The sequence below is a fragment of the Saccharothrix sp. 6-C genome, assembly GCF_016695385.1.
Classification (GTDB): Bacteria; Actinomycetota; Actinomycetes; order Mycobacteriales; family Pseudonocardiaceae; genus Actinosynnema; species Actinosynnema texasense.
In genome coordinates, this window is sequence record NZ_CP064192.1 from 8,059,647 (window position 1) to 8,084,191 (window position 24,545).

Annotated in this window: 21 protein-coding genes, 4 tRNA genes and 1 pseudogene; 11 read left to right on the forward strand and 15 right to left on the reverse strand. The window is 71.0% G+C overall.

Translation table 11 applies throughout. The features are described from left to right. The first annotated feature begins 50 nt into the window (after positions 1 to 50). Positions 51 to 833 (forward strand): protein phosphatase 2C domain-containing protein, encoded by a 783-nt coding sequence (locus IOD16_RS34940; protein WP_201437816.1) that lies wholly within the window; start codon positions 51 to 53, stop codon positions 831 to 833. A 40-nt stretch (positions 834 to 873) separates the two neighbouring features. On the opposite strand, the gene IOD16_RS34945 is transcribed toward IOD16_RS34940, so the two are convergent. The 5 genes from IOD16_RS34945 to IOD16_RS34965 all read right to left on the reverse strand — a co-directional run bounded on the left by IOD16_RS34945 (position 874) and on the right by IOD16_RS34965 (position 2,439). Then, a tRNA-Phe gene (locus IOD16_RS34945) sits at positions 874 to 950 on the reverse strand. Between the two features lie 35 nt (positions 951 to 985). After that, positions 986 to 1,059, reverse strand: a tRNA-Asp gene (locus tag IOD16_RS34950). Between the two features lie 55 nt (positions 1,060 to 1,114). Further along, positions 1,115 to 1,187: transfer RNA gene (locus tag IOD16_RS34955), tRNA-Glu, on the reverse strand. Positions 1,188 to 1,359: 172 nt separating this feature from the next. Beyond that, positions 1,360 to 2,088: an SCO6745 family protein gene (locus IOD16_RS34960; protein WP_201437817.1), complete on the reverse strand. Its 729-nt coding sequence runs from the start codon at positions 2,086 to 2,088 to the stop codon at positions 1,360 to 1,362. 105 nt (positions 2,089 to 2,193) lie between these two features. Next, a complete protein-coding gene (locus IOD16_RS34965; RefSeq protein ID WP_123745109.1) occupies positions 2,194 to 2,439 on the reverse strand; it encodes a hypothetical protein in 246 nt (81 codons plus the stop codon). A 164-nt stretch (positions 2,440 to 2,603) separates the two neighbouring features. On the opposite strand from IOD16_RS34965, the gene IOD16_RS34970 reads away from it, so the two are divergent. Then, entirely contained in the window at positions 2,604 to 3,020 is a 417-nt protein-coding gene (locus tag IOD16_RS34970; RefSeq protein WP_201437818.1) for a hypothetical protein, read from the forward strand. A gap of 339 nt (positions 3,021 to 3,359) precedes the next feature. Continuing rightward, positions 3,360 to 3,599 carry a hypothetical protein gene (locus IOD16_RS34975; RefSeq protein ID WP_236594562.1) on the forward strand — a complete coding sequence of 80 codons (240 nt, stop codon included), beginning with the start codon at positions 3,360 to 3,362 and terminating at the stop codon, positions 3,597 to 3,599. Between the two features lie 134 nt (positions 3,600 to 3,733). Here IOD16_RS34975 and IOD16_RS34980 read toward each other — a convergent pair whose 3' ends face one another. The 3 genes from IOD16_RS34980 to IOD16_RS34990 form a co-directional block, all read right to left on the reverse strand. After that, positions 3,734 to 3,937 (reverse strand): cold-shock protein, encoded by a 204-nt coding sequence (locus IOD16_RS34980; protein ID WP_015105489.1) that lies wholly within the window; start codon positions 3,935 to 3,937, stop codon positions 3,734 to 3,736. A 213-nt stretch (positions 3,938 to 4,150) separates the two neighbouring features. Next, positions 4,151 to 4,978, reverse strand: a complete 828-nt coding sequence (locus tag IOD16_RS34985) for a glutamate ABC transporter substrate-binding protein (protein ID WP_201437820.1) — start codon at positions 4,976 to 4,978, stop codon at positions 4,151 to 4,153. Positions 4,979 to 5,153: 175 nt separating this feature from the next. Beyond that, entirely contained in the window at positions 5,154 to 5,990 is an 837-nt protein-coding gene (locus IOD16_RS34990) for an oxygenase MpaB family protein (RefSeq protein WP_201437821.1), read from the reverse strand. A 128-nt stretch (positions 5,991 to 6,118) separates the two neighbouring features. On the opposite strand from IOD16_RS34990, the gene IOD16_RS34995 reads away from it, so the two are divergent. Next, the gene (locus IOD16_RS34995) at positions 6,119 to 6,652 is read left to right on the forward strand and encodes an excalibur calcium-binding domain-containing protein (RefSeq protein ID WP_201437822.1); all 534 of its coding nucleotides are present in this window, start codon (positions 6,119 to 6,121) and stop codon (positions 6,650 to 6,652) included. 177 nt (positions 6,653 to 6,829) lie between these two features. Here the strand turns inward: IOD16_RS34995 and IOD16_RS35000 are convergent, their stop codons facing one another. The 5 genes from IOD16_RS35000 to IOD16_RS35020 form a co-directional block, all read right to left on the reverse strand. After that, entirely contained in the window at positions 6,830 to 11,719 is a 4,890-nt protein-coding gene (locus IOD16_RS35000; RefSeq protein ID WP_201437823.1) for a DNA repair ATPase, read from the reverse strand. Next, positions 11,716 to 13,713: an SPFH domain-containing protein gene (locus tag IOD16_RS35005; protein ID WP_123745103.1), complete on the reverse strand. Its 1,998-nt coding sequence runs from the start codon at positions 13,711 to 13,713 to the stop codon at positions 11,716 to 11,718. The genes IOD16_RS35000 and IOD16_RS35005 overlap by 4 nt, the downstream gene beginning before the upstream one ends. Further along, positions 13,713 to 14,294, reverse strand: a complete 582-nt coding sequence (locus tag IOD16_RS35010; protein WP_201437824.1) for a hypothetical protein — start codon at positions 14,292 to 14,294, stop codon at positions 13,713 to 13,715. The genes IOD16_RS35005 and IOD16_RS35010 overlap by 1 nt, the downstream gene beginning before the upstream one ends. A gap of 79 nt (positions 14,295 to 14,373) precedes the next feature. Further along, entirely contained in the window at positions 14,374 to 15,594 is a 1,221-nt protein-coding gene (locus tag IOD16_RS35015; protein WP_201437825.1) for a hypothetical protein, read from the reverse strand. Between the two features lie 48 nt (positions 15,595 to 15,642). Beyond that, entirely contained in the window at positions 15,643 to 16,188 is a 546-nt protein-coding gene (locus IOD16_RS35020; RefSeq protein ID WP_201437826.1) for a TetR/AcrR family transcriptional regulator, read from the reverse strand. Positions 16,189 to 16,245: 57 nt separating this feature from the next. Here IOD16_RS35020 and IOD16_RS35025 point away from each other — a divergent pair, with 57 nt between their 5' ends. Continuing rightward, positions 16,246 to 17,268: an FAD-dependent monooxygenase gene (locus IOD16_RS35025; protein ID WP_201437827.1), complete on the forward strand. Its 1,023-nt coding sequence runs from the start codon at positions 16,246 to 16,248 to the stop codon at positions 17,266 to 17,268. On the opposite strand, the gene IOD16_RS35030 is transcribed toward IOD16_RS35025, so the two are convergent. Continuing rightward, on the reverse strand, positions 17,265 to 18,122 hold the full coding sequence (locus IOD16_RS35030) for an exodeoxyribonuclease III (protein ID WP_442978076.1): 858 nt from the start codon (positions 18,120 to 18,122) through the stop codon (positions 17,265 to 17,267). The two genes, IOD16_RS35025 and IOD16_RS35030, sit on opposite strands and share 4 nt — an antisense overlap. A 157-nt stretch (positions 18,123 to 18,279) precedes the next feature. On the opposite strand from IOD16_RS35030, the gene IOD16_RS35035 reads away from it, so the two are divergent. After that, positions 18,280 to 18,355 (forward strand) — tRNA-Lys (locus tag IOD16_RS35035). A gap of 53 nt (positions 18,356 to 18,408) precedes the next feature. Here the strand turns inward: IOD16_RS35035 and IOD16_RS40765 are convergent. Beyond that, positions 18,409 to 18,594: pseudogene (locus IOD16_RS40765) on the reverse strand (tyrosine-type recombinase/integrase); the annotation flags it as partial. A 430-nt stretch (positions 18,595 to 19,024) separates the two neighbouring features. Between IOD16_RS40765 and IOD16_RS35040 the strand changes: the two are divergent. From IOD16_RS35040 to IOD16_RS35060, 5 genes are all read left to right on the forward strand, one after another. Then, positions 19,025 to 20,809, forward strand: a complete 1,785-nt coding sequence (locus tag IOD16_RS35040) for a hypothetical protein (protein ID WP_201437829.1) — start codon at positions 19,025 to 19,027, stop codon at positions 20,807 to 20,809. Positions 20,810 to 21,228: 419 nt separating this feature from the next. After that, positions 21,229 to 21,654, forward strand: coding sequence for a superoxide dismutase (locus IOD16_RS35045; RefSeq protein ID WP_236595260.1), 426 nt, complete (start codon positions 21,229 to 21,231; stop codon positions 21,652 to 21,654). A gap of 124 nt (positions 21,655 to 21,778) precedes the next feature. After that, positions 21,779 to 22,927 carry a tRNA dihydrouridine synthase DusB gene (gene dusB, locus IOD16_RS35050; RefSeq protein ID WP_123745096.1) on the forward strand — a complete coding sequence of 383 codons (1,149 nt, stop codon included), beginning with the start codon at positions 21,779 to 21,781 and terminating at the stop codon, positions 22,925 to 22,927. After that, entirely contained in the window at positions 22,920 to 23,375 is a 456-nt protein-coding gene (locus IOD16_RS35055; protein ID WP_201437831.1) for a hypothetical protein, read from the forward strand. The genes dusB and IOD16_RS35055 overlap by 8 nt, the downstream gene beginning before the upstream one ends. 180 nt (positions 23,376 to 23,555) lie before the next feature. Further along, a complete protein-coding gene (locus IOD16_RS35060; RefSeq protein ID WP_201437832.1) occupies positions 23,556 to 24,419 on the forward strand; it encodes a GGDEF domain-containing protein in 864 nt (287 codons plus the stop codon). Positions 24,420 to 24,545: the final 126 nt, after the last annotated feature.

Below are 24,545 nucleotides of genomic sequence, written 5' to 3' on the forward strand. Positions count from 1 at the left end.
TGACACACGCCGACTTGTCAACCCAGGTTGACGCACTAGGCTCGGCGACGATGCCGGAGATCACCACCGCCGAACGGGCCGGAGTGGGCCGCGACGGCTTGCCGCGCCCCACCGAGGACCGGGTCGTCCTGCTGCCGAACGCCGTGGTCCTGCTGGACGGCGCGACCTCGCCGACCCCGCGGGAGCGTGACGGCGGCTGGCACTCCCGCCACCTCGCCGCCGAGCTGGCGCGACTCGACGCCGACGACCGTGCCGACCTCCGGGCGCCGGCGGAGCCCCACGACCTGGCCGACGTCCTCGCCCGGGCCATCGCCCGCCTCGCCGCCGCGCACGGCCTGGCGCCGGGTGACTCGCCGTCCAGCACGGTCGCGATCACGCGCTGGACCGACACCGCCGTCGACGTCCTGGTGCTCGCGGACAGCCCGGTGGTCGTGTTCACCGACGCCGGCGTGGAGGTCGTCGCCGACAACCGGCTGCGGGACCTGCGGGGGAAGGTCGACCGGATCACCGACTGGCGCAACCGGGAGGACGGCTGGTGGGTGGCGGAGGCGGAGCCGGCCGCGGCGCACCGGGCGGTGCGGGCGAGTTGGCCGCGTGACCGGGTGCGCGCGGTGCTGATGGCGACCGACGGCGTGTCCTGCGGTGTGGACGACTACGGCTTGTTCGAGGACTGGCGGGCAGTGTTGCGCATCACGTCGGAAAAAGGGCCCGAAGCGGTCTTGGACGAGATCCGGGCGGCCGAAGCGGGTGACGCGGATCGCATGAAGTGGCCGCGCCCGAAAGTGCACGACGATCAGGCGTTGGCGGTCATCCGATTCATCGCCGGAAAATGAGAAAAGCCCCTCGCGGGAGGCGAAGGGCTTTTCTGCGTTCTGGTGGCCAGGGGCGGGGTCGAACCGCCGACCTACCGCTTTTCAGGCGGTCGCTCGTACCAACTGAGCTACCTGGCCAGGTAGCGGATCGACCAACCGGCCGAACTGGCTTGCGACCCAGACGGGACTCGAACCCGCGACCTTCGCCGTGACAGGGCGACGCGCTAACCAACTGCGCCACTGGGCCTTGCTTACTGCTGTGTCTTGCCGTTCGTCACTGTACTGCATTCACTTGTACTGCGTGCCCCCAACGGGATTCGAACCCGCGCTACCGCCTTGAAAGGGCGGGGTCCTAGGCCGCTAGACGATGGGGACCCAGTTCCTCCGGCAGCCCTTGGGCCACCTTCTTTCCCAGGCCCTCCACGCTGTCCGGTGGAAGCATCGTAAGCATAGGGCACAAGGGTCCACACCTCCAAAACGGGGGTGGCGAACGGTGTTGACCTGCGATTCCACCCCCGGTTCACGGCGGTTCGCCCGTGCGCCGGAGTCACCGGGCGAGCAGTCGGGCGGCGAACTCCGCCCGTTCGGCGTCGGTCAGCACCGCCCAGGCGTCGTCGAACCGGTCGTCGGTCGCCTGCTCCGCCTGCCGCCACCGGGCGGCCAGGTCCGGCCGGCCCGCCACGGCCGCCGGCAGCGCGTCGGCGTCCTCCGGACGCCACCCGGTGCGCAGGAGCCGTCCGCGTCCGCCGCCGGGGTCGAGGGCGACGGCCTGGGTCACGCCGAGCCCGACGGCGCGCAGCGCGGCGAAGTGCAGCCCGCCGCGCAGCTCGCGCAGCACCATCAGGGCGTGGCCGAGCGCGGCCGGGCCGTCGTCGGGGCGGGCGACCTCGCGCCAGCCGCGGAACAGCGGGAGCGCGGACGCGTCCGCGCCGTCGACGACGGTGAACGCGAGCTCGGCGAAGCGGGCCGGCTCGGGCGTCCCGCCGAGGTGGTTGCGGGCCCAGTCCCAGCAGGCGCCCAGGTACGCCTCGATCGCGCGCTCGGCGGGCAACGTGCGCACGAGCGCCGTCTGGACCAGCCATTCGGGGAAGATGCCGAGCACGGACGCCACCACCCCGGGCGGCGGGTTGCCGAGCACCGCGGTGCGGCCGCGGAAGTAGAGGGTGCGCGGCGGCAGGCCGGCGGCTTCCTCGCGGGCCGCGAGTTCCGGCGAGGTCATGAACGACCCGGCGCGCCCGACGAGGGCGTCCCGGGTCGACCGAGCGGTGGAGAGCATTCCGTAACGGTGTCACAAAACCCTGCCCGACACCACCGGGCAGGCGGCGCGAGCGACCGCGACCCCTTCGCGGACGAGTCCCGAAGGGGCCGCGACTGCGGCGTCCTACCGCTGCACGGGCGGCACGCCCCCGTCCTCGCCCGGCGACAGGCCGAGCATGTCGAGCAGCAACCGGCAGTCCTCGGCGCTGGTGGCGCCGCGCGCCACCGACAGCCTGGCCCGGTGCACCTGCTCGTCCGAGATCCTCGACGGTTCACCGGTTCGCTGGGCAGGCACCCCACCGCCGCCCGGCCTGGACATCGTCTCGTCCTGGTTCCACAGGAACTGACGCACTTCTAGTGACCCGCTCATGACGCCTCCCCGACTTGAGGTTGGCGCGAGGCTAAGCGAGCCCATCGAACCACCGCAGCCCCCCGGAGAGTGATTCAGGGGCAACGGAGCGTCACTTTCCGTGTAGGCCACTTGGTGTCAAGCGTCGCGTGATGTGCTTGACGCGAACGAGGAGGGTGCAACCCATGACCGAACCGGTACCGGGGCAGACGCCGGAACCAGCGGTGGCGGACGACGCGATCGCGCCGCCGCCGCCGGCAGGCGAGCCCGAGCCCGACACCGCCGCCACCGAGCCGGCGCCCGATGCGACCGCGTCCGATGCGACCGCGTCCGACGCGACCGGTGCGACCGGGACCGGCCACACCGCCGGGCCCGCCGGCGCCGGCGAAGCCGACGGACCGCCACCGGCGGCGAACCCGCAGGAGCTGTTCGGCAGCCTCTCGCTGTCCGCGATCGAGGCGGACATCGACCGGTTGATGAGCGACAAGATGAGCCAGCTCGACGGGATGCTCGCGGGACTGGAGGACCTGGTGCAGCGCTTGGAGGGCGAGATCACCAACCTGGAGCCGCCACCGGACGGGCCCGATACCCCCAAGGGGTAGCCCTCCAGGTGTGGTCGACGGGCAAAAACGGGCTGAGCACAGGGTTCGGGGCACCGACTGCCTGAAGATTTCGGCCCAACCCACTCCCCAGGCACACGTGCGCGTGCAACAATCCGAATTGCTGACACACCCCCGGTCAGCGCCTGTGGAGATCCCCTCCGGCCCCCGCGTTCCTCCCCCTGGCGCGGGGGCCTCTCCATGCACACATCTGTGACCCAGACCACAGTGTGGCCGGTTCCGCAATCCAACCGTTATCGTGTCGCCGTGCCTCTTGGATCCCTTGGACGGTCGAAGTCAGGCCGGCATCGCCCGCCCGCGCGTGAACTGGACGAGACCGCTGTGCCCGCCGACGAGGAGCTGGAGTCGTACCTGGCCGCCCTCGCCCCGGAGACCGCGGACGCGGAGACGACGGCCGGCACCAGCTTCGGCACCGCGCAGGTCTACCAGCTCCGCCTCCAGCTGATGGCGAACGAGCAGCTGAAGGAACTGGCCGCCGAGCGGCAGACCTCACCCCAGGCGCTGGCCACCGAGTGGGTCATGCAGCGACTGGAGTGGGAAGCCCGCCAGCGCGGTTACTAGGACTCGTCACCAGCACGACACCACCGCCCCGGCACCCGAACGCCGGGCCCGAACGCGAACAGGCCCCCGACCGTCCCGGTCGGGGGCCTGTTCCGTTGGGTGCCTGAGACGTGAGTTGGAACGATCCGCCGCGATCAGACCTTGCGCACGTTCTGGGCCTGCGGACCCTTGGTGCCCTGGCCGATCTCGAACTCGACCCGCTGGTTCTCCTCCAGGGTGCGGAAGCCCTGACCCTGGATCTCCGAGTAGTGCACGAAGACGTCCGGCCCGCCGTTCTCCTGGGCGATGAAGCCGAAGCCCTTCTCGGAGTTGAACCACTTGACAGTGCCCAGTGCCATGTACCTGCCTCCATCGCAGGAAAGCTTGGGGCTGCACCGTGCAGCCCCGGCCGTCCCGGGGCGTTTCCCCCACCGCTCAGGGTGGGGACGGCACGCCCGCGTGTCGTTCCGCGAGCGTGAGACACGAACACAGAAACCACGGCCTGCGTGGCTGAGCGTATCGGTTGGTGACGCCCAGCACTACACCCTCGAAGTCATTGGTCCACCGGACAGCTACTTCTCGGTCACCTTGGGTGGTTCCGGGAGCCGCACGTCGGCCTGACCGATGTTGCGCTCCAACGCGGAGCGCCACTCGCCGGAGCCGACCATCTTCTCGATGGCCGCGCTGACGTCCGCCCGGCCCTTGGCGTCCGCCTTGGCCAGGCCGATGCCGTAGCGCTCGGTGGTGAACGGCGTGCCGACCAGCTTGAGCAGCTCGGGGTTCTCCGCCACGTACCCGGCGAGGATCACCTCGTCGGTGGTGACCGCGTCGACGTTGGCCGCGAGCAGGGCGATGACGCAGTCGGAGTACTGGCCGTACTCGACGAGCTGCACGTCCTGGGCGAACTGCTCCTTCACCTTCTGCGCGGACGTCGAGCCGGTGACCGAGCACAGCTTCTTGCCGTTGAGCGTCTCGGGGCCGCTGATCTCGTCGTCGGTGAAGCGGACGAGGACGCCCTGGCCGGTCTCGAAGTAGGGGCCCGCGAAGGACACCTGCTCCTTGCGCTTGTCGGTGATCGAGTAGGTGGCGACGACGAAGTCCACCTCGCCGGACTCGATCAGCTTCTCGCGGTCGGCGGAACGCGCTTCGCGCCACGTGATGCCGGCTTCGTCGACGCCGAGCTGGGCGGCCACGTACTTCGCCACGTCCACGTCGAAGCCGACGTACTTGCCGTCGAGCCTGCGCTGGCCCAGGCCCGGTTGGTCGAACCGGATGCCGATGGTCAGCTCGCCGTCGTCGGCCTTGCCGGACAGCGTGTCGTCGCTCGCGCCGCCGCACGCGGCGAGCAGGGAGAGTGCCGTGACCAGGGCGGTCGCGGGCAGCAGTCGTCGGGACAGCATGAGGTGCGAACCTCTCGGGGTGCTCGGGTGGCTGGCGCGGATCGACGCGCCGGACGTTGGCCATGCTAGGCAAACCGAGCGGTGCTCCAGATGCGATAAAGGTCGCAGTGGTCCATGCCACTGGGCCGTTCGGCCCAATCCGCGCTGTGAGCCCGACGACTACCCGTTCAAGGAGCTACGACGGGAGGAGCGCGCGCCTCGGCGCGACCCACAGGCCGAGCCGCCGGATCGCCTTGTTCACATGGCCTTCCGGCACGCCCCAGCGGATCGGCGCGGGCACCAGCAGGGCGGCGGTCCGCACGGCGCGCAGCAGGGCGGTGGCGGCCGGCTCGGGGTACGGGCGGTGGCCGTGCAGGGCGATGGCCCACGCGGGCAGCACGGAGTACGCGAGGTGGCCGAGCAGCGGCTCGTAGGCGTCCAGGCCGAGGCGCAGCACGCCGTCGACGGGCGGGCGGTGCAGGAACCGGTACACCACTTCGGAGTCCGCGGTGCGCTTCAACCCGGGCAGGGCGGAGGCGAAGTAGTCGGCCACCTCCGCGGCGCTGCCGGGCACCTCGTCGGCGTGCAGGCCGACCAGGGCGGCGGTGCGGCGTTGTTCGGCGTAGTAGCGGTCGACCTGGGCGTCGGTGAGGCGGTAGCCGGCGCGGCGCAGGACGGTGACGAAGCTGTGCACCTCGGCGCAGTGCACCCAGAGCAGCAGCTCCGGGTCGTCGATGCGGAAGCTCCGGCCGGTGGCGTCCGTCGCGCGCAAGGTGCGGTGCACGCCCCGGACGCGTGCCGCGGCCCGTTCCGCCTCTTCGGTGGAGCCGTAGCTGACCGTGCCGACGAAGTCCGCGGTCCGCATGAGGCGGCCGAGCGGGTCCCGCTGGAAGTCGGAGTTCTGCACGACGGCCGCGACGGCGCGCGGGTGCAGCGCTTGGAGGTAGAGGCTCGCGATGCCGGCGACCCACATGGCGGGGTCGGCGTGCAGCTGCCAGGTGACGCTTCCCGGTCCGAGCACCCCCACGTCCACCACCCGATCGTGTCATGCCGGACGGTTTCCGTCACCCCCCGCGACCTGCCGGAACAGCATGGGGCGTAACGCCTTCAGCGGCGCGAACGATTCCACGTGACACCGTGGAGCCTGGATCGGGTGCTGGGATGAGCAGTGGCAGGAGTGTCGCCTTCGCCGGCGTGGCGCTGTTACTCGCGACCGGTGCTCTCGTGGCGTTGGCGCTCACCGTGAACGAACCGAGGCCGGTGGACGCGCGCCAAGTGCACCTGAGCCCGGCCGAGCCCGGCGTGCTCAGCGCCACGTACACCACCACGCTGGAGGTCGCCCGGCCGACGACGATCCCCGCGGTCGTCCCCCCGCCGGAGCAGCGGCCCGTGCCGCCGATCACCACCGTCACCACCGTCGCCGTGACGACGACTACGACGACGTCCGAGCCGCCGCCTCCGTCGTCCACCACGCCGCCGACGAGCACCACGTCCACGCGACCGTCGTGGGGTGACAACTGCGACTACTCGTACCTGACCGACGGCGCGTGCGTGCCGTGGCGGTTCCCGCGCGGGGTGTCGCAGCCGTGCGAATGGCTGTACGAGCAGGGCATCCGGCGCATCGAGGTGGTCGGCTGGGACCGCCACCGGCTCGACCGGGACCACGACGGCATCGCCTGCGAACGCGCCGACTGACCGACCGCGGTGACCGGAGCGTTCAACTCGGGTGTCCCGAACGCAGGACACGCGTGTTCCGAACGCAGGACACGCGTGTTCCAGACGCAGGACACGCGTGTTCCGAACGCAGGACACGCGTGTTCCAGACGCAGGACACGCGTGTTCCGGACGTAGGACACGCGCGGCGGAACGCGGTCAGCGGTCGGCCAGGCGGTCGAGGGCGGCGCCCACGCGGTCGGTCAGCAGCGACAACGCGCCGACGGTGCGGGTGGTCGGGTCGTCGGTGGCGCCGCCGAGGGCCTGGGCGCGGACGTAGGCGGCCTTGACCTCCGCCCAGCGGGCGGCCGCGGCCGGGGTCAGGGCGCCGCGCAGCTCCGCCAGCTTCAGCAGGTTCGCCTCGGCGCCCGAGGTCAGCGTCTGCGCCTCGCCCGCGTAGTGGTCGTCGATCACGGCGGCCAGCTCGGCGTCGTTCATCACCGGCACCACCTTCTCCGCCAGCTTGTTCATGTTCCGGTAGGAGCCCTGGAGCCGGAACGGCGGCTCGACGCGCGAGGCGTCGGCCTGGGCGGCCGAGGCGATGTAGGCCTGGTTGTTCGCCAGCACGACCTCCTGCACCCGCAGCAGCTTGCGCAGCACGGACAGCACCTGCTCCAGCTCCACCGACGAGTACGGGTGCGCGAGCCGGTCGGCCCGCACGTCCTCGCCGCGCGCCATCCGCACGAGCAGCTCCACGTCGCCCCGGTCCCGGGTGGACAGCGGCGCGAGCACCGGGTTCGACGTCAGCGCGTTCTCGATGTAGCTCAACGCGAACAGGTCCTCGCGCCCGGACAGCACGTCGCCCAGGTTCCACACGTCGGCGCGGTTGGCGAGCATGTCGGGTATCCGGAACCGCTGCCCCGACTCGGTGTACGGGTTGCCGGCCATGCACACCGCGAACCGCTTGCCGCGCAGGTCGTAGGTGCGCGTGCCGCCGTCCCACACGCCTTCCATCCGCCGCTGCGCGTCGCACAGCGAGATGAACTTCTGCAGCAGCTCCGGCGACGTGTGCTGGATGTCGTCCAGGTACAGCAGCACGTTGTTGCCCGCTTCCAGCGCGAACGAGATCTTCTCGACCTCCTGCCGCGCGGTGGCGTTCGGCGCGTCCGCCGGGTCGACCGACGTCACGTCGTGGCCCAGCGACGGGCCGTTGACCTTGACGAACACCAGCCCGAGCCGGTTGGCCACGTACTCCATCACCGTGGTCTTGCCGTAGCCGGGCGGCGAGATGAGCAGCAGCAGGCCCATCTGGTCGGTGCGCTTGCCGTCGCCCGCCGCGCCGAGCTGCTTGGCGAGGTTGTCGCCGATCAGCGGCAGGTACACCTCGTCGAGCAGCCGGTTGCGCACGAACGCGCTCATCACCTTCGGCTGGAACTCGTCCAGGCGCAGGCGCGCGCGTTCGGCGGCCACGACCTCGTTGCGCCGCCGCTGGTAGGCCCGGTAGGCGGGGACGCGCTCGTCGCGGAACCGGCGGGTGCGGGTCAGCAGCTCGTCCAACCGGACCGGCAACGACCGGTCGGCGATGCGCGGGTGCGCGCCGAGCAGACCGTCCGCGGTGGCCGTGAGCTGCGCCGACGACTCGTGCCGCGGCAGGTCGCGGCACAGCTCCAGCGCGACCGCCTCCGGCAGGTCCGGCAGGTACCGGTCCTTCTCGGGCAGGCCACCCAGGAACGCCTCGTACCAGCCCTCCACCAACCGCCGCCGCACGTCGAGGTCCGCGACCGCCCGCAGGTCCTCGTCGAACTCCTTGCGCCCGCCCAACGCCCGGTGGAACGCGTCCACCAGAGCGCGCGCCCCGGCGCTGGTGGCGAACCCGAACGGCGCGCTGCACAGCTCCTCGAACAGGTACTCGCCCGCCAGCGGGTCACCGGCCGCCTCGGCCAGCTCGGCGCACAGCTCGTCGATCGCCGCCGTGTGCCCGAACGCCGCCCGCGCCCGCCCCAACGACGAAGCCCGCCGCTCGAACAGCGCCCGCTCGTCCTCGTCCGCCGAGGCCCAGAACAACTGCGCCGCCGCACGCGCGGACGGCGGGTACCGCAGCACGCCCGCGCCCGCGTGCAGCCGCAGCACCACGTCGAGGATCCGGGCCGCGTCGTGGTCGTGCACGCCCCGCTCGTAGCCCTCGTCCAGCCGCGACTCGGCCACCTGCCGCACCAGGTCGGGCAACCGGTCCTCGGTGACGGCGGCGTGCAGGTCGTCCAGCGGGTGCGCGGCCAGGATCGAGGTGGCCAGGTGCTCGGCCCGGTACACCTCGGCCGTCTCCGACACCAGCAGCTGGTCCCAGAACGGCCTGGTGTCCGCGAACGCCGGGTCGCGCACGGGTGAGCGGAAGTCGGTGCCGGTGATGGCGAACACCGGCTCGCCGTCCTTCGGCACCAGGGTCAGGTCCACGGGCTGGGTGTTCACCGCGAACCGGTGCCTGCCGAGCCGGATCGTCCCGCCGTCGAACAGGTCGAGCCGGTCGCGCAGCGAGCGCCCCGCCTCCTGCCGCGCGGCCAGCACCCGCCCGTCGAGCTCCTCGGCCCGCACCTCGTCGCCGAGCGACCGCAGCTGCTCGGCCACCGAGCGGACCTTCAGCACCATCGGGTCGGTCGCGAAGTAGGTGTTGACCTCGTCCAACGACGCCAGCGACGCCACCCGCCTGGTCACGCCGGCCAGGATCCGGTCGGCGGAGGACGCGAGCCGGTCGGCGCGCCGGGCCCGGTCGTCCAGCAACGCCTGCTTGCGCGAGGAGAACGCCTCGTAGACGTCGGTCCGCTTGTCGCCGAGCCGGGTGAGGAAGTCGTCGAACTCGCCGAAGCGCGACTCCAGGTTCTCCAGCTGCAGCAGCAGCCGGCCCAGCTGCTCGTCGCACCGCTGCGGCGTGTCCGCGACCGCCAGCGCGCCGGTGATCGCCTGGCCGAGCAGCGCGAACTCGGCGGCGAACTCGGCCCGGCCCTCGGTGGCCAGCAGGGCACGCCGGCGACCGTCCACGGTGGCCCGCGCCCGGTTCAGCCCGCCCAGCACCTCGCCGATGCGCTCCAGGATCGACGTGCGCACGGTCGCGTCGGCGATGTCCAGCGAGCCGACGACCTCGGTCAGCACCTCCAGGCCGCGCTGCCGCTCGGCCAGCTCCTCCACCACCGGCCCGGCCTCGGCGACCGTGCCGATCGCGTCCGCCGCGCCGACCAGCGCCTCGACCTGCTCGTGGTAGTCGGCGAACGCGTCGTCGCGGCGCAGGTGCTCGACCGCGCGACGCGCCGTGCCGCCCAGCTCGTCCGCCAGTGACGACACCAGGGCGTCGATGCGGGCCGCATCGACGTACCGCAGGTCCTTCAACGTCACCAGGTGCCCCTGCGCCTGCCGCAGGTCGGCCAGCTGCCGCACCCACGCGTCGGCGGTCGTCGGGACCTCGCCGCGCACCCGGCGGACCATCGACGCGATCCGCTCGTCCGCCTCGGCCACCGCGGTCGCCGCCTGGCCGGTCAGCGCCTGCACGGTCTCGAACTCGTCGAGCACCTGCTCGGCCGTCGCCCGGACCTGCGTCAACGGCGTGCGCAGGTCCTCCAGCTCCGCGTCACCCAGCCAGTGGTAGGCGTCGAACACCCTGGTGCACGAGGAGATCAGGTCCTCGAACACCGGCACGGACGGCGCCATCTCGCCGACCATCCGGCTCACCGACAGGCAGTCGGAGATGCCGCGCACCAGGTCGGCGTTGCCGACCCGCTCCAGCGGTCCCGTGCCGACGGGCTGCGCGGCGGCGTAGGCGTCGGACAGGTACGGCGTCTGCCACACCTGCATCGGGTGCACGCGGGTCGGCTCGTCGCTCATCGCGCGGAACACGACCAGCGTGCCGTCGTCGAACAGCGAGTACCCGTGGCACGTCAGCGGGTTCGCCACTTCCTTGCGGATCACGTTGTACGGCAGCAGCAGCGACCGGCCGTCGCGGCGGGCGTGGAAGACGTACAGCACGTCCTCGCCGTTGGTGGAGCGGATGACCCGCTCGAACTCCAGCTCGTCGACCGGGGTGTCGAAGGTCTTGCTGACGCCGGTGGCCAGGTAGTAGCCGCCGGGGAAGATCAGGCCCTGGTCCTCGGGCAGCCGCTGGCACGCCTGGCCGATGCCGTCGAGCCGCACGACCGACCGGGTGCGCGTGTTGAACACCAGGTGCCGCCACGCGGTCTCGTTGTACGGGCGGATGCGCAGCAGGATCAGCGAGCCGACCCGCGCGTACTGCACCTCGCCGTCGGCCAGCGACTGCAGCGGCTCGTCCACCGGCTCGGTGTAGACGCCCTCGCCGGTCTCGGTGTTGTTCTCCACCTTGATGGTGAGGTCGCCGCCGATGGTCTCGACGAACACCTCGTCCTCGATGGAGATGTGCGGGTGCCGGCCGAGGACGTGGTGCTCGCGGCCGGTCACCACCCACTCGAAGTCGTGCGACGGCGGGAACACGTGGTCGCGCTCGCCCCGGTTGTCCAGGTACGCCACCGTGCCGTCCGCGCCGAGCTGCCAGCGCAGCACCCGGATGTCGCCGATGCGCGCGCCGGTCTGGAACACCGCCAGCAACCGGCCCTCGACCTTGCGCAGCTGGATCAGCCTGGTGTCACGGTAGTACCGGTACAGCTCGGCGAAGTCGCGCTCGAACTTCGCGTCGCGCAGCAGGCCGGGCAGCTCGTCGTCGGCCGGGTCGCCGGACCCCGCGTCCTCGAACCGGAACGCGTCGCCGTCGCGGGTGAAGCGGTGCAGCGAGAACACGTCGTCGACCGTCGTCTCCGGCTTGAGGCCGATGAAGACGTTGTAGCCGAACAGCATCAGCCCGGCCACCTGCGACCCCCGACCCTCCGCGACGGAGAGCGAGACGCAGTCGCGCGGCACGCAGTTGTGCTCGGTGCGGATGCGCTCGGTGCCCAGCAACGTCAGCTCGGCGCCGCCGAACGCGTCCAGCCGGCGCGCGTTGAGCGCCTCCGCCCGGCGGGCCAGCCCGGCCGCCTGCTCGGCCAGCCGGGCCCGCAGCACCTCGTAGGTGCCCGCCTCCAACGTCGCCGGCGCCACCTCCACGGGCGTGCTCACGACAGCGAGGCGACCGGCCGCTCGGCCACGCCGAGGCGCTGCGCGGCGGCCAGCAGCTCGCGCAGCTTGCCCTCGTCCGGCCCACCGGAGTTGATCAGCTTGAGCAGCAGCGCGGACACCGTCAGGTTCTTCACGTCACCGGTGCTCAGCGAGCCGAGCAGCCTGCCGACGTCGTCGGTGAAGCTCGCCGACCCGTTCAGCCACGGCCCGGCGAGGGTCTGCGCGACCTCGGAGTGCCCGACGAACCCGTCGACCTGCTTGCCCATCGTGATGGCGCCGACGATCCGGTCGAAGAACATGCTGTCGCCGCCGACGATGTCGATGTCGGCCTTCTCCAGGCCGGCCGCCAGCACCAGCGCCTGCGACTCGGCCACCTGCCGCTGCACGTCGATCCCGGCCAGCCGGACCTCCTTGTCGGCCTCCAGCCGCAGGCGGTACTCCTCGTGCTCGCGGGTGGCGTCGTCCAACGCGGCCATCGCGCCCGCCTTGTCCGCCAGGCCCTCGGCCTCGCCCTTCAGCTTCTCGCGGATCGCGAGGGCCTCGACCAGCGCCTTCTCCCGGTCCACCACGGCCTCCGCGCGGCCGACCTTCTCGGTCGCCTCCGCGTCGCGCTCGCGCACCTGCACCGCGGCCAGCCCGGTCGCCGCCGCCTCGGCCTGCTTGCCCTCGGCCAGCCGGATCATCGCGCGGGTGTCCAGCTCGGCGGCCTGCTGCCGGGCCTCGGCGAGCAGCAGCTCCTCGCGGGCCTTGAACTTCGCGGCCTGCTCGGCGGCCTCGGCCGCCTTGATGTCCTTGACCAGGCCCTCCTGCGCCTCGGCCTCGGCCCTGATCACCACGGTCTGGCGGTCGCGCTCGGCCTCCTCGACCACCCGCAGCCGCTTGATGATCTCCTCCTGCTCGGCCACGGTCTTCTCCACCGCGATGCGCTCGCGCACCACCTCGGCGATGGACCGCTTCTCGGCCTCCAGCTCCTTGTCCGCGGCGATGCGGGACAGCTCCGTCTCCCGCTCCCGGCCGATGACCTCCAGCAGCCGGTCCTTCTCGATGCGCTCGGTCTCGATCGCGATCACGCGCTCGCGGTTCTTCTCCGCCACCGCGATCTCGCGCGCCTTGTTCTCGGTCTGGATGCCGAGCTGCTCGTCCGTGCGGATGTGCGCGGTGTTCGACTTGAGGCGCTCCTCGGCCTGCACCTTGGCGATCTCCGCCTCCTCGCGCGCCCGCATCGTCTCGACCTCGCGCTTCTGCTTGATCTCCGCGTCCGCCTGGCGGCGCTCCAGCTCCAGGATCGCCTCGCGCGCCTCGACGTTCTGGCGGGTGATCTCCTTCTCCTCGTGCCGGGTGAACTCGTTGGTCCGCACGTGCTCGATCGCGGTCAGCTCGGTGATCTTGCGGATGCCCTGTGCGTCGAGGATGTTCGACGGGTTGAGCTGCGCCATCGGCGTCTGCTCCAGGTAGTCGATCGCCGCGTCCTCCAGGCTGTACCCGTTGAGGTCGGTGCCGATGACCTGGATGATCCGGTCGCGGAACTCGTCGCGCTTGGTGTAGAGGTCGATGAAGTCGAGCTGCTTGCCGACGGTCTTCAACGCCTCGGAGAACTTGGCGTTGAACAGCTCCTGCAACGTCTGCTCGTCGCTCGCGCGGGCGGTGCCGATCGCCTGGGCGACCTTGATGACGTCCTCGACGGTCTTGTTGACCCGCACGAAGAACGTGATCCGGATGTCGGCGCGGATGTTGTCCTGGCAGATCAGGCCTTCCTGCCCGGCGCGGCGGATCTCGATGGTCTTCACCGAGATGTCCATGATCTCCGCGCGGTGCAGCACCGGCAGCACCACGGCGCCGGTGAACGTGACGTCCACCTTGCGCACCTTGGAGATGATCAGCGCCTTGCCCTGGTCGATCTTCCGGAACAGGCGGCTGACCAGGATCAGCAGGCCGATGACGACGACCAGGACGACGGCGATGAGAATGCCGAACCCGGTGGTGATGACGTCCATCAGTGGTCCCCCCGTGTGAGTGCCGGGTCGTGTCCGATGTCGAGGGACGCGACCCAGAAGAACTCGCCGTCCACGTCGTAGTCGAAGATGAGCGCGGTGGCGCCCGCGGTCAGCGCGTCCGACCCCGGCTGCCGCACCTGCACGACGGCCGACGAGCCGTCCGCGGCGGTGACCTCGGCCTGGCCGAAGGTCTGCGTGACGCGGCCCGTGCGGATGACGCAGGTGCGGCCGACGAAGTCGAGGCGCGAGGCGGGCGGGTCGGCCGGGAACAGCCGCTTCAACGGCGTCATCACCAGCCGGGTCGGCACCAGGCCGACCGCGAGCGACCCGCCGAGCACGCCCGCGCCCGCGAGCGCCGAGGCCGGTTCGAGCACGACGACGCCCGCGAGGCACGCGAACCAGGAGAACGCGACCAGCAGGGAGATCCCGAGCGTGGCCGGCACGCCGCCGATGTCCAGCTCGACCCAGTCCGCGTCCGCCGCGCCGAAGGCGACCAGCAGCCAGTAGGCCACCACGATCACCAGCAGGACGCTGAGCACCGCGACCGGGAACTCCAGCGATGCCGCGAAGAACTCCCCCATGTACCCCCCTCGTCGGGACCCTAACCCGTTTTGTGCGGGCGCCAGGGGGGAATGACGCAACGCGGTCGGGCCGCCCCGGTCAGTGCACGAGCAGCCCCGACACCTTGGTCAGCGGGTTGCCCGCGTAGCTGACCACGGCGCCGTCGGCGAACGGCATGGACCGGATGCTCATGCCCGCGAACCCCTGGTCGGTCACGAACCAGCCCCACGTGGTCAGCCACGGCCGGTCGTCGCCGGGCACGACGTCGGGCGTCGGGCGCACGCGTTCCTGCACCACGAACGGTTGACCGGCCACGTCGTCGAGCAGCTCGGCCCACTCCTTGTCGGTCATGAGCCAGCCGGGGTGCACGCCCGCGCCCGCGAACCCGCCCGCCGCCTTGACGATCAGCTCCTCCCGGTCCGCGCGCAGCCGGTCGCGCGGCACGTCGCGCAGGTAGCGGGTCCACGGCACCAGCCGGTCCACCAGCGCCCGCTCGTCGTCGTCGAGCAGCTCCCGGTGCTCGGACAGCAGGGCGATGGTCGACTTGCTGCCGTAGTAGTAGCTCGACAACGGCGTGTACAGCTCGGTCTTGTGGCCCTTGGCCAGCAGGTCGGCGTACCCCACGGCCTGGGTGGCGGAGAAGTACCGCACCGCCACGTCCAGCTTCGTGCCGCGCAGGTGCAGGAAACCGTTGCGCTCGGTCACCTCGTGCAGCTCGCCGAGCAGCACGTCCACGCCGAGTCGGGCGCAGCTCTCCTGGAAGCTCGCGAAACCCTTGGCGAACCTCGTCAGCATCCCGCCCTCTTCGAGGAACGCCACCTGCCGGTCGCGGCCGACGGCGTCGAGCAGCTTCTCGATCGGGTTGAAGTAGGCCAGCTCGTGCTCGCGCACGAACGGCTGGAAACCGGGTTCCTCGTGGATCACGCGGGCCAGCTCGCCGAGGTCCGGGCCGCCGAGCTGGGTGCCCGCGTTGATCTCCAGCAGCCGGAACTCGTCGCCGACCCGGTAGATGTCCGCGCGGCCGTGCATCGGCGGGCGGTCCGAGCCCATGATCGCCGCCTCCTCCGGCGGGATGCCGATGGCTTCGGCGAACCGCGTGAAGCTGCCGTCGAACATCCTGCGGGGTAAGGAGAAGAGCAGCTCGAAGAAGTCCAGCACGTCCGCCGCGATGCTGTGCGCGGTGTGCTCCTCCAGGAAGAACGGCCGGTCGACCAGCCGGTGCGCGTAGGCGGCGCGCAGGTGTGGCGGCAGGTCGAGCCGTCCCATCACCCCGTGCAGGCTCTCGTCGTCCAGGTAGGCCTGCGTCACGTGGTCGGTCACCGTCGCCGCTCCTCGGGTCGTGGGTCGGCGCACATGATGGCGGAGCGGTCAGCCCCCGAGCATCCCCCGAAGCACCGTGCGCAGCGCCGCGGCGGGGTCGAAGCGGGGGCTCGGGTTCGCCAGCTGGTTGGCCAGCAGACCGTCGATCACGGCCAGGAGCAGCGCCAGGTCGGCCGGCGGGTCGGCCGAGCCGAGGCCCGCGACCAGCGGCAGTGCCCAGCTCCCGATCTCGCGGTGCGCCCGGTCGACGTCGCCGCGCAGCCCGGGTCGCTGGGCGACCTCGACGAACAGCACGTGGCGGGCGAGCGTGAGGACGCGGTCCTCGGCCAGCCGCTCGACCAGGGCCCCGACGGCGGCGGCGAAGGCTTCGGGGGTGGCGACGTCGCCGGCCAGGGCGGTCCACAGCTCGGTCTCGCGTTCCAGGAGGCGACCGAGGACGGCGCCGATCAACACGTCGCGGGTGCGGAAGTGGTTGGACGTGGAGCCCTGCGGGAGACCGGCTTCGGTGTCGACGGCGCGGTGGGTGAGCCGGCGCATGCCGCCCGTGCCGAGGACGCGGATCGCGGCGTCGAGCACCTGCTGTTGCCTGGTCATCACCGTCGATACTACATCCGTAGTGTTCGTCACTACACCTGTAGTACGGTGCGTCGCATGGGACTTCGGCGGGCAGCGGTGATCGGTGGCGGGGTCGGCGGCCTGGCCGCGGCCGTCGGGCTGCGGCGGCACGGGTGGCAGGTGGACGTCTTCGAGCGCTCGGCGGCGTTGCCGGAGGTCGGCACGGGCCTCGCCATCCGGCCCGACGCGCTGGCGGCCCTGGACCGGATCGGATCGGGCGACGCGGCCCGGCGGGCCGGGCGGCGGCAGGCGGACGGGGTGGTGCGGAAACCGGACGGGACGGTGATCGGGACCATCGCGGCCGGCTCGGTGCACCTGCTCACGCGGCCGGCGCTGCTCGGCGTGCTCGCCGGGGCGTTGCCGCAGGGGGTCGTCCGGTTCGGCGCGGCGGCGGGGCTGGCGGACTGCGCCGGGTACGACCTGGTCGTGGGGGCGGACGGCGTCCACAGCGGCGTGCGCGGCGAGCTGTTCGACGCGCCGGTCCGCCGGTCGGGGGCGATCGGGTGGCGCGGCACCGTCGACGTCCCGGTCGAGGCGGGCGGCGAGACGTGGGGGCGCGGCGGCAAGTTCGGCTTCACGCCGCAGGCCGACGGGCGCACCAACTGGTACGCGCTGGGGCCGGACCTCTCGATGTTCGCCGACTGGCACGACCCGATCCCGCGCGTGCTGGCCGCCGCGGGCGACGTGCTGCGGCACGAACTGCTGCACCTGTCGCCGTTGCCGCGCTACACCTCGGGGCGGGTGGCGCTGCTCGGTGACGCCGCGCACGCCATGACACCCGACCTCGGGCAGGGCGCGTGCCAGGCGATCATCGACGGGGTGGTGCTGGCCGAGTGCCTGACCGGCGGCGTCGACGAGGGACTGCGGTCCTACGACGCGAAGCGCCGCCGGGTCACGCAACGGCTCGCCGCCCGGTCGCTCCAGCTCAACCGACTGGCCCGGGTGCGCCGGTTCACCGGCGCGCGTGACCTCGGGCTGCGGGTGGCGCTGGCGCTGGCGCCGCGGCCGTCGTGGCCGTCGTGGAGCGCGGACCTGGAGCGTGACGAGCTGGCGGGCTAGGACTGCGGGAGCTTCACCGCCTTGCGGGCGCGCGGCGCGGACGGCGGCGGCACGACCGGGCCGATGTCCCCGTCGGGCGCCTCGTCCAGGTCGACGACCACCGGGGCGTGGTCGCTCGGCCCCGTGCCCTTGCGCGCGTGCCGGTCGACCCACGCCGCCTCGACCCGCGCGGCGACCGGGGTCGACGCCAGCACCAGGTCGATGCGCATGCCGAGGTCCTGGTGGAACATGCCGGCGCGGTAGTCCCAGTAGGTGAAAACCCGCCGGTCCGGCCACCGGTCGCGGACCACGTCGTGCAGCCCGACCGCCTGCAACGCCGCCAGCGCCTCCCGTTCGGGCGCGGTCACGTGCGTGTGGCCGACGTAGGCCGCCGGGTCGAACACGTCCGCGTCGGCGGGCGCGATGTTGACGTCACCGCAGACCACCACGTCCCGCGGCCCGGCCGCGACGACGTCCCGCAACGCCGCCAGCCAGGCCAGCTTGTAGTGGTAGTGGTCGGAATCGGGCGTCCGCCCGTTGGGCACGTAGACGGAGTGCACCCGCACCCCACCACACGTCGCCGCCACCGCCCGCGCCTCGGGGTGCGGGAACCCGGGCCCGTCGGCGAGCCCGTCGACCACGTCCTCCAGGCCCACCCGGGAGAGGATCGCGACCCCGTTCCACCGGCTCTCCCCGTGCGCCGCCACCTCGTACCCGCGGCTGGACAGCTCGTCACCGAGGAGCGCCGCGAACGCGTCGTCCGCGAGTTTCGTCTCCTGCAGGCAGACGACATCGGGCTGCCTCTGGTCGAGCCACGGCAACAACCGCGGCAACCGCTGCTTGACCGAGTTCACGTTCCAAGTAGCCACCCGCACCCACCCCACCGTAGTCCGCCCCCACCACCCCGACCGACCGACAACCCCCTGACCTGCGCCGCACCCTCTGGCGTGCGCCGGAACGTGACACCACCCACATCACGCGGTCGACCACCCTGCTCACCGCGACGCCCGGCCTCGGTAAGCTGTCGGGCACGGGCTGCTAGCTCAATTGGCAGAGCAGGAGACTTTTAATCTTCGGGTTCAGGGTTCGAGTCCCTGGCGGCCCACCAGACTCGCTGGTCACGACGATCTGTCGGAGGCCGAGCAACCTCGAAACCCCCATTTACCCCTCACTTACAGGGATGACCGCCCCGAGCGCGTCCGCCGCCGCCCGACCGGGTGACCGGCGGCCCATGTAGACGTCCTGCGTCATCGACGGCCGCGAGTGACCGAGCAGGTCCGCGATCTGCCTCGCCGTCAAGCCGGCCTCATCGAGCAGCGTCGCAACCGTCCTCCGAAAGGTTCGGAAAGCCCTGACTGTGCGAGTTGCCGGCAATGCGAGAGTCGCTGCGGCGACCACGCTCGATCTCCTAACAGGCAGCCCCGGTCCGGCGGTAACGCCGAGTGGCGCGAGGAGGGGGGAGGTCAGCCAGCTCGCCCGTCTCTACTGTTTATGGCGCGTCCTTCTGGACGGTCGAGGCGACGGAGTAGGTGTCTAAGTGAGTGACAGTACACCGTCACTTCCTTGGCACTGGAAGTAACTTCGAAGCCGCGAGACCCGCCTTCAACGCTGGGCTGTAGCGGCTGAGTCGGTGCGACCGACAAGCATGGTGTGACCGAATCATCATCCGAGCCTGTCGGGCCGCCCTTGCTTGAGGATCTCAGCGACCGTGAGCATGAGGTGGTCCGAGGCGGCGCGTAGAGGCGTACAGGTGGTGTGCGCGCCTGGAGTGTCTATCGTGGAGTTAGCGAACAGCGAAGACCCAGCGCACCTGGTGCGGGCAGAGTTGATCCGTGAACTGATTTTGGGGCGGCGCGGTGCACTCGACCCTCGGGGGATCCGGCTGGTTGGCGCTCGGATCGTCGGCGTACTGGATCTCGACCATGTACACACCAGCACCTCTTTAAGGTTGGCCGACTGCACGCTTGCCGAGCCGCTGACCGCGTACTCCGCGAACCTGAGCCAGGTCAATCTTCAAGGCAGTTACCTCCCCGGCTTTCACGCCGACGGGCTTCGTGTCGATGGCAACCTGTTCCTACGGGGTGCGACAGTGCGCGGCAGCGGCGATCGTGGCGCGATACGCCTACTCAACGCGCACGTCAGGGGCGTACTCGACTGCGACGAAGTCGAGATCGGCAACAACACCGGCCCCGCCCTAAGCGCCGACAGGCTTCGTGTCGACAGCGGCCTGTTCTTACGTGGTGCGACAGTGCATGGTAGCGGCGGCCGTGGTGCGATACGCCTGCTCGCCGCGCACGTTAGCGGCCCATTCGAATGCGACAAAGCTGAGATCAACAACGATACCGCACCCGCCCTGCACGCCGACGGGCTTCGTGTCGATGGCAACCTGTTCCTACGGGGTGCGACAGTGCGCGGCAGCGGCGATCGTGGCGCGATACGCCTACTCAACGCGCACGTCAGGGGCGTACTCGACTGCGACGAAGTCGAGATCGGCAACAACACCGGCCCCGCCCTAAGCGCCGACAGGCTTCGTGTCGACAGCGGCCTGTTCCTACGGGGTGCGACAGTGCGCGGCAGCGGCGACCGTGGCGCGATACGCCTACTCAATGCCCACGTCAGCGGCCAGCTCGCTTGCCAAAGGTTGATGGTTGGCAACGACACCGGCACAGCCCTGGTCTCCGACGGGCTTCGTGTCGATGGCAACCTATTCCTGCGTGGTGCGACAGTGCGCGGCAATGGCGACGATGGCGGAATATGCCTGGCGAACGCCTACGTCGGTGGCGAACTCGGTTGCCAGGAGTTGGTGGTGAGCAACACGTCGGGACTGATGCTGGATCTCGGGAAGGCGCGTGTGGAGGGCACGGTGTTCTTGCCCGCCTCCGTGGTATGCCCCGACGCCAGCCGCAGCGGCGACTGTGGACATCAGAGTCGAGTGGATCTGGACGGTTTTGTCTTTACCGCGTTGGCGCAAGTCGACTGGCGGCAGTGGCTGCACCTCGTCGTCCACCACACCAACCGCTATTCGCCCCAACCGTATCAGCAACTGGCGGCGATCGAACGCGCCGCCGGACACGACGGCAATGTCCGCCAAGTACTGATCGTCCAACAGGATGACCTGCGCCGCCGTGAACCCTCCGCGATCGGCGGCCGATGGGCCAGATCGGTACATCGGCTGTGGGGACGGCTGGCCGGATACGGCTACCGCGCCCGCACCCTCGCCCTTGCCCTGTTGCTCGCGCTGGCCGCAGCAGGCCTCATCGGCTACATCGCCGGTCAGGTACCCACCCGGCCAGGGCACCACGCCGCAGAGCGCGTTCCCCTGCCGGGCAATCCCACCACTGCCCCAGGCATACAGTGCTCGACCATCGAACTGATCGGCTTGGGCCTGGACCGCGGCCTACCTCTGGGAGCCACCGGCCTGCGAACCAAATGCGACCTGGACAGCTCCACCTTTCGCGGCCAGGGCATCACCCTCACCATCTGGATCATTCAGGCCATGCTCTGGGGGCTGATCACCCTAGCCGCAGCCGGCTATACCAACCTTATCCGTAAAACCCTCTGATACCAGCGCAACAATAGCAAAGCAGCCCCAGGCCGGCACTTGACGATATGGTCAGTGCGCGTTCGGGATCCGCGAGAACCACGTGTTATGCGCCAAAGCGAACAATCCGAAGGGGAGCACAAGTGGGCATGCTCGTTGTGGAGTGTACGACTGACTAAAAGGCAAACCGACCTCCTGGGGAACAGTGTCCCCGATACGGCAATGCCGTCAGAACCTGTAGAGGATTTCACAGTGCCATGAGCGGTCGGTAAGCGAGCATTGCGGATGCTCGCAAATGGCTGATTGAAATGCGGGACGCGGGGTTCGTCGGGGCAACGCCACCGGAACGGGTGATGGCGGTGGCGGTGGGGGTGGGGTGGCGATAAGCAGGTGCCATGTACCTCGCTGCGGCACTTGCTCTTGTGGCCTCGTTGACGACTGTGTCCGGGGAGCTGACCAGCTATGACGCGCGTGTGCCCGTGGGGGCGCGGGCGGAGGTGGTGGTGGCGCCCCTGGCCGGTGGCACGGTCGTGATGCTGCGCACGAGCGGTCTCCTGCCGGACCGCGACTACGGCGCGCACGCGCACGTGAATGCCTGCGGGCCGGTGTCGACCGATGCCGGACCGCACTACCAGCACGTGCAGGGCGGGGCGACGGATCCCGCGTTCGCCAACCCGCGCAACGAGATCTGGCTCGACTTCACCACCGACGCGCACGGTCGTGGTCAGGCGTGGACGCGGGTCGAGTGGCAGTTCGGCGAACGGCGCGCCGGATCGGTCGTGCTGCACGAGGAGCACACGCACACCGAACCCGGGCACGCGGGGACGGCCGGTGCGCGGTTGGGGTGCCTGACCGTGCCGTTCTGACGCCCAGGACGGCCACCGCGCGCCACGCCCACCTCGCGCGGAAGGTGGCGGGGGTCACCGCGGGTGCGGGCGATTCGCCGATGTGGCGCCCACCACTACCGGCGCTGGGCGACAATGGACGGCGATGTCCACCGCCCTGCACGCCACCAAGCCCCTGACGATCGGCCGCCACCCGGTCGATCCCGCCGTCGTGCTCGCACCCATGGCGGGCATCACCAACGTGGCCTTCCGGCAGCTCTGCCGCGAGTTCGGCAGCCCCACGTCGCTCTACGTCTGCGAGATGATCACCGCCCGGGCGATCGTCGAGCGCGACGCCAAGACGATGCAGATGATCACGTTCGGCGCGGACGAGAGCCCCCGCTCGATGCAGCTCTACGGCGTCGACCCGAAGTCGATGTCCGAAGCGGCGAAGATCATCGTGGCCGAGGACCGGGCCGACCACATCGACATGAACTTCGGCTGCCCGGTGCCCAAGGTGACGCGCAAGGGCGGCGGCGCGGCGCTGCCGTACAAGCGGCAGCTGTTCCGGCAGATCGTGCGGGCCGCGGTGCGCGCCGCCGAGCCCGCCGGAGTGCCGGTGACGGTCAAGTTCCGCATCGGCATCGACGACGAGCACCTCACCTACCTCGACGCGGGCCGCATCGCCGAGGACGAGGGCGCGCAGGCCGTCGCCCTGCACGCGCGCACCGCGGCCCAGCGCTACTCCGGCCAGGCCGACTGGTCCGCCATCGCCCGGTTGAAGGAGGCCGTGACGAGCATCCCGGTGCTCGGCAACGGCGACATCTTCAGCGCCCAGGACGCCTTGGACATGGTCGCCCGGACCGGCTGCGACGGCGTCGTCGTCGGCCGCGGCTGCCTCGGCCGGCCCTGGCTGTTCGGCGAGCTGCAGGCGGCGTTCCGGGGCGAGCCCGTCCCGCCGGGACCGCGCCTCGGCCAGGTCGCGGCGATCCTGCGGCGGCACGGCGTGCTCCTCGCGGACTTCCTCGGCGAGGACAAGGGCCTGCGCGACCTGCGCAAGCACATGGCCTGGTACTTGAAGGGCTTCCCGGTCGGCGCGGAGCTGCGCCGCAACCTCGCGATGGTCTCCACCCTCGCCGAGCTGGACGACCTGGTCGGCCGGCTCGACCCGACGCTGGAGTTCCCGGACAACGCCGACGAGCCGCGCGGCAGGCAGGGCTCGCCCGGCAAGGTCGTGCTGCCCGAGGGCTGGCTGGACGACCCGGAGGACGCCACCGTGCCCGTGGGCGCCGACGAACTGCACTCGGGTGGCTGACGTGGCGCGCGCCGCGACGGCGCTGGCGTGTGCCCTGCTGCTGGCCGGCTGCGGTTCGACGGTCACCGGCGTCGCCCGGCCGCTCCAGGTCACCGACGTGGAGCGGGAGCTGGTCTCCGGCTACTTCGCCGACCTGAACGAGGCCGGCGGGCAGGGCACGTCCGAGCAGCGCGACCTGCTCAAGGACACCCAGCACCCGGACTTCCACGACGAGGACTGCCGGCTGCCCTCGGGGACCATCAGGGTGCAGCCGACCATGTCGACGCTGCGCCTGGACCCCGCGTGGACGCCGCCCGGCGAGGACGAGCACCCGCGCGGCGTGGTGCTGGTCGTCGCGGTCACGTTGACCGTCGTGCAGGAGGGCTCCGAGATCGGCAGTCAGATCGGCTCCCAGCACGTCGTGCTGCTCAACGGCAAGGCCTACGGCTTCGCCCCGTGTGTCAATTGAGGTCACGCCGAGCCGACTGACCACGCTCCGTCAACTTTTCGGCAGTTCGATCACCGAATGCCACTAGTTCGGAGCAGTGCACAGTCAACCAGTCGAGGGAAATCCCTCTATGACGCGTCCCGCCGGCTCAAGCGTCGCCTCGTATCAGACGACACCTTGGCAAGGAGGGAGGTGAGCGCGATGACCGCACTGCGACCCGAAGTCGCGGAGTCCGACCGCGACGGGCGGCCCGGCGCAGGCACGCCCGCTTCCGAGAGCGAGGGCACCGGCCTGGTGCAGCTGCACGAGTCGATCGCCGCGCTGCTCGCTTCCCGGGGCCAGTGGCGGCAGGCCTACCAGCACCTGCGCTCCGCGTTCGACCTGGTCTACGCCGACCAGGACGACCCGCCGCAGGTGCCCGAGCAGCTGCGCCGGGAGGTCGACCGGCTGCGCCGCGAGCACGCCGAGGCGCGCGAGCAGAGCCTGCGCGACAGCCTCACCGACAGCTACAACCGCAGATACCTGGACGAGCGACTGCTCGACATCGTCGCCGAGCGCGGCTCCACCGCGGCGGGCCTCGCCATCGCGCTGATCGACCTGGACTGGTTCAAGCAGGTGAATGACACGTTCGGGCACCTCTTGGGCGACCGGGTGTTGCAGCGAGTGGTCGAGCTGTTGCAGGAGGAGCTGCCGGAGGGCGGGTTCTGCGCCCGCTACGGCGGCGAGGAGTTCGTCCTCGTGCTGCCCGACGTCGAGCCCGGGCCGGCGGTGGAGATCGCCGAGTCGGCCCGGTTGCGTGTCGAGCGTCACGCCTGGGCTTCCCTCGCGCCGGGTTTGCGAGTGACCGTCAGCATCGGGTTGGCCTATGAGCCGCCGCCAGCCGGCGCGCCGACCCGCGCGCCGGTCGCCCCGGAGCAGCAACTCCTGCGCGCCGACAGCCTGCTGTACACCGCCAAGCAGTCAGGACGGAACGCCGTCGCCTACCGGGCGAACGGCCGCGTCCTCCTCGCGGGTGCCGCTTCCGGGCGACGAGGTATAGCTGAATCGCGGGTCGCCGGTTACTGACACCTGACGTCCACTCACCCTTTCGGACGTAGTCTGCTGCGCGCAACCGAGTACTGCCGACCCCTGTATCACCGGGAGTGGTCGTCAGGACTGGCCGTCATCCGTAGTATCGCCAAGGCAAGTGAC

Coding starts and splice junctions, on each gene's coding strand:
- IOD16_RS35025 (WP_201437827.1), top strand. CDS start 16,246: ATGGGACTTCGGCGGGCAGCGGTGATCGGTGGCGGGGTCGGCGGCCTG.
- IOD16_RS34995 (WP_201437822.1), top strand. CDS start 6,119: ATGAGCAGTGGCAGGAGTGTCGCCTTCGCCGGCGTGGCGCTGTTACTC.
- IOD16_RS35020 (WP_201437826.1), bottom strand. CDS start 16,188: ATGACCAGGCAACAGCAGGTGCTCGACGCCGCGATCCGCGTCCTCGGC.
- IOD16_RS34970 (WP_201437818.1), top strand. CDS start 2,604: ATGACCGAACCGGTACCGGGGCAGACGCCGGAACCAGCGGTGGCGGAC.
- IOD16_RS34965 (WP_123745109.1), bottom strand. CDS start 2,439: ATGAGCGGGTCACTAGAAGTGCGTCAGTTCCTGTGGAACCAGGACGAG.
- IOD16_RS35010 (WP_201437824.1), bottom strand. CDS start 14,294: ATGGGGGAGTTCTTCGCGGCATCGCTGGAGTTCCCGGTCGCGGTGCTC.
- IOD16_RS34960 (WP_201437817.1), bottom strand. CDS start 2,088: ATGCTCTCCACCGCTCGGTCGACCCGGGACGCCCTCGTCGGGCGCGCC.
- IOD16_RS34980 (WP_015105489.1), bottom strand. CDS start 3,937: ATGGCACTGGGCACTGTCAAGTGGTTCAACTCCGAGAAGGGCTTCGGC.
- IOD16_RS35060 (WP_201437832.1), top strand. CDS start 23,556: ATGACCGCACTGCGACCCGAAGTCGCGGAGTCCGACCGCGACGGGCGG.
- IOD16_RS35005 (WP_123745103.1), bottom strand. CDS start 13,713: ATGGACGTCATCACCACCGGGTTCGGCATTCTCATCGCCGTCGTCCTG.
- IOD16_RS34940 (WP_201437816.1), top strand. CDS start 51: ATGCCGGAGATCACCACCGCCGAACGGGCCGGAGTGGGCCGCGACGGC.
- IOD16_RS34985 (WP_201437820.1), bottom strand. CDS start 4,978: ATGCTGTCCCGACGACTGCTGCCCGCGACCGCCCTGGTCACGGCACTC.
- dusB (WP_123745096.1), top strand. CDS start 21,779: ATGTCCACCGCCCTGCACGCCACCAAGCCCCTGACGATCGGCCGCCAC.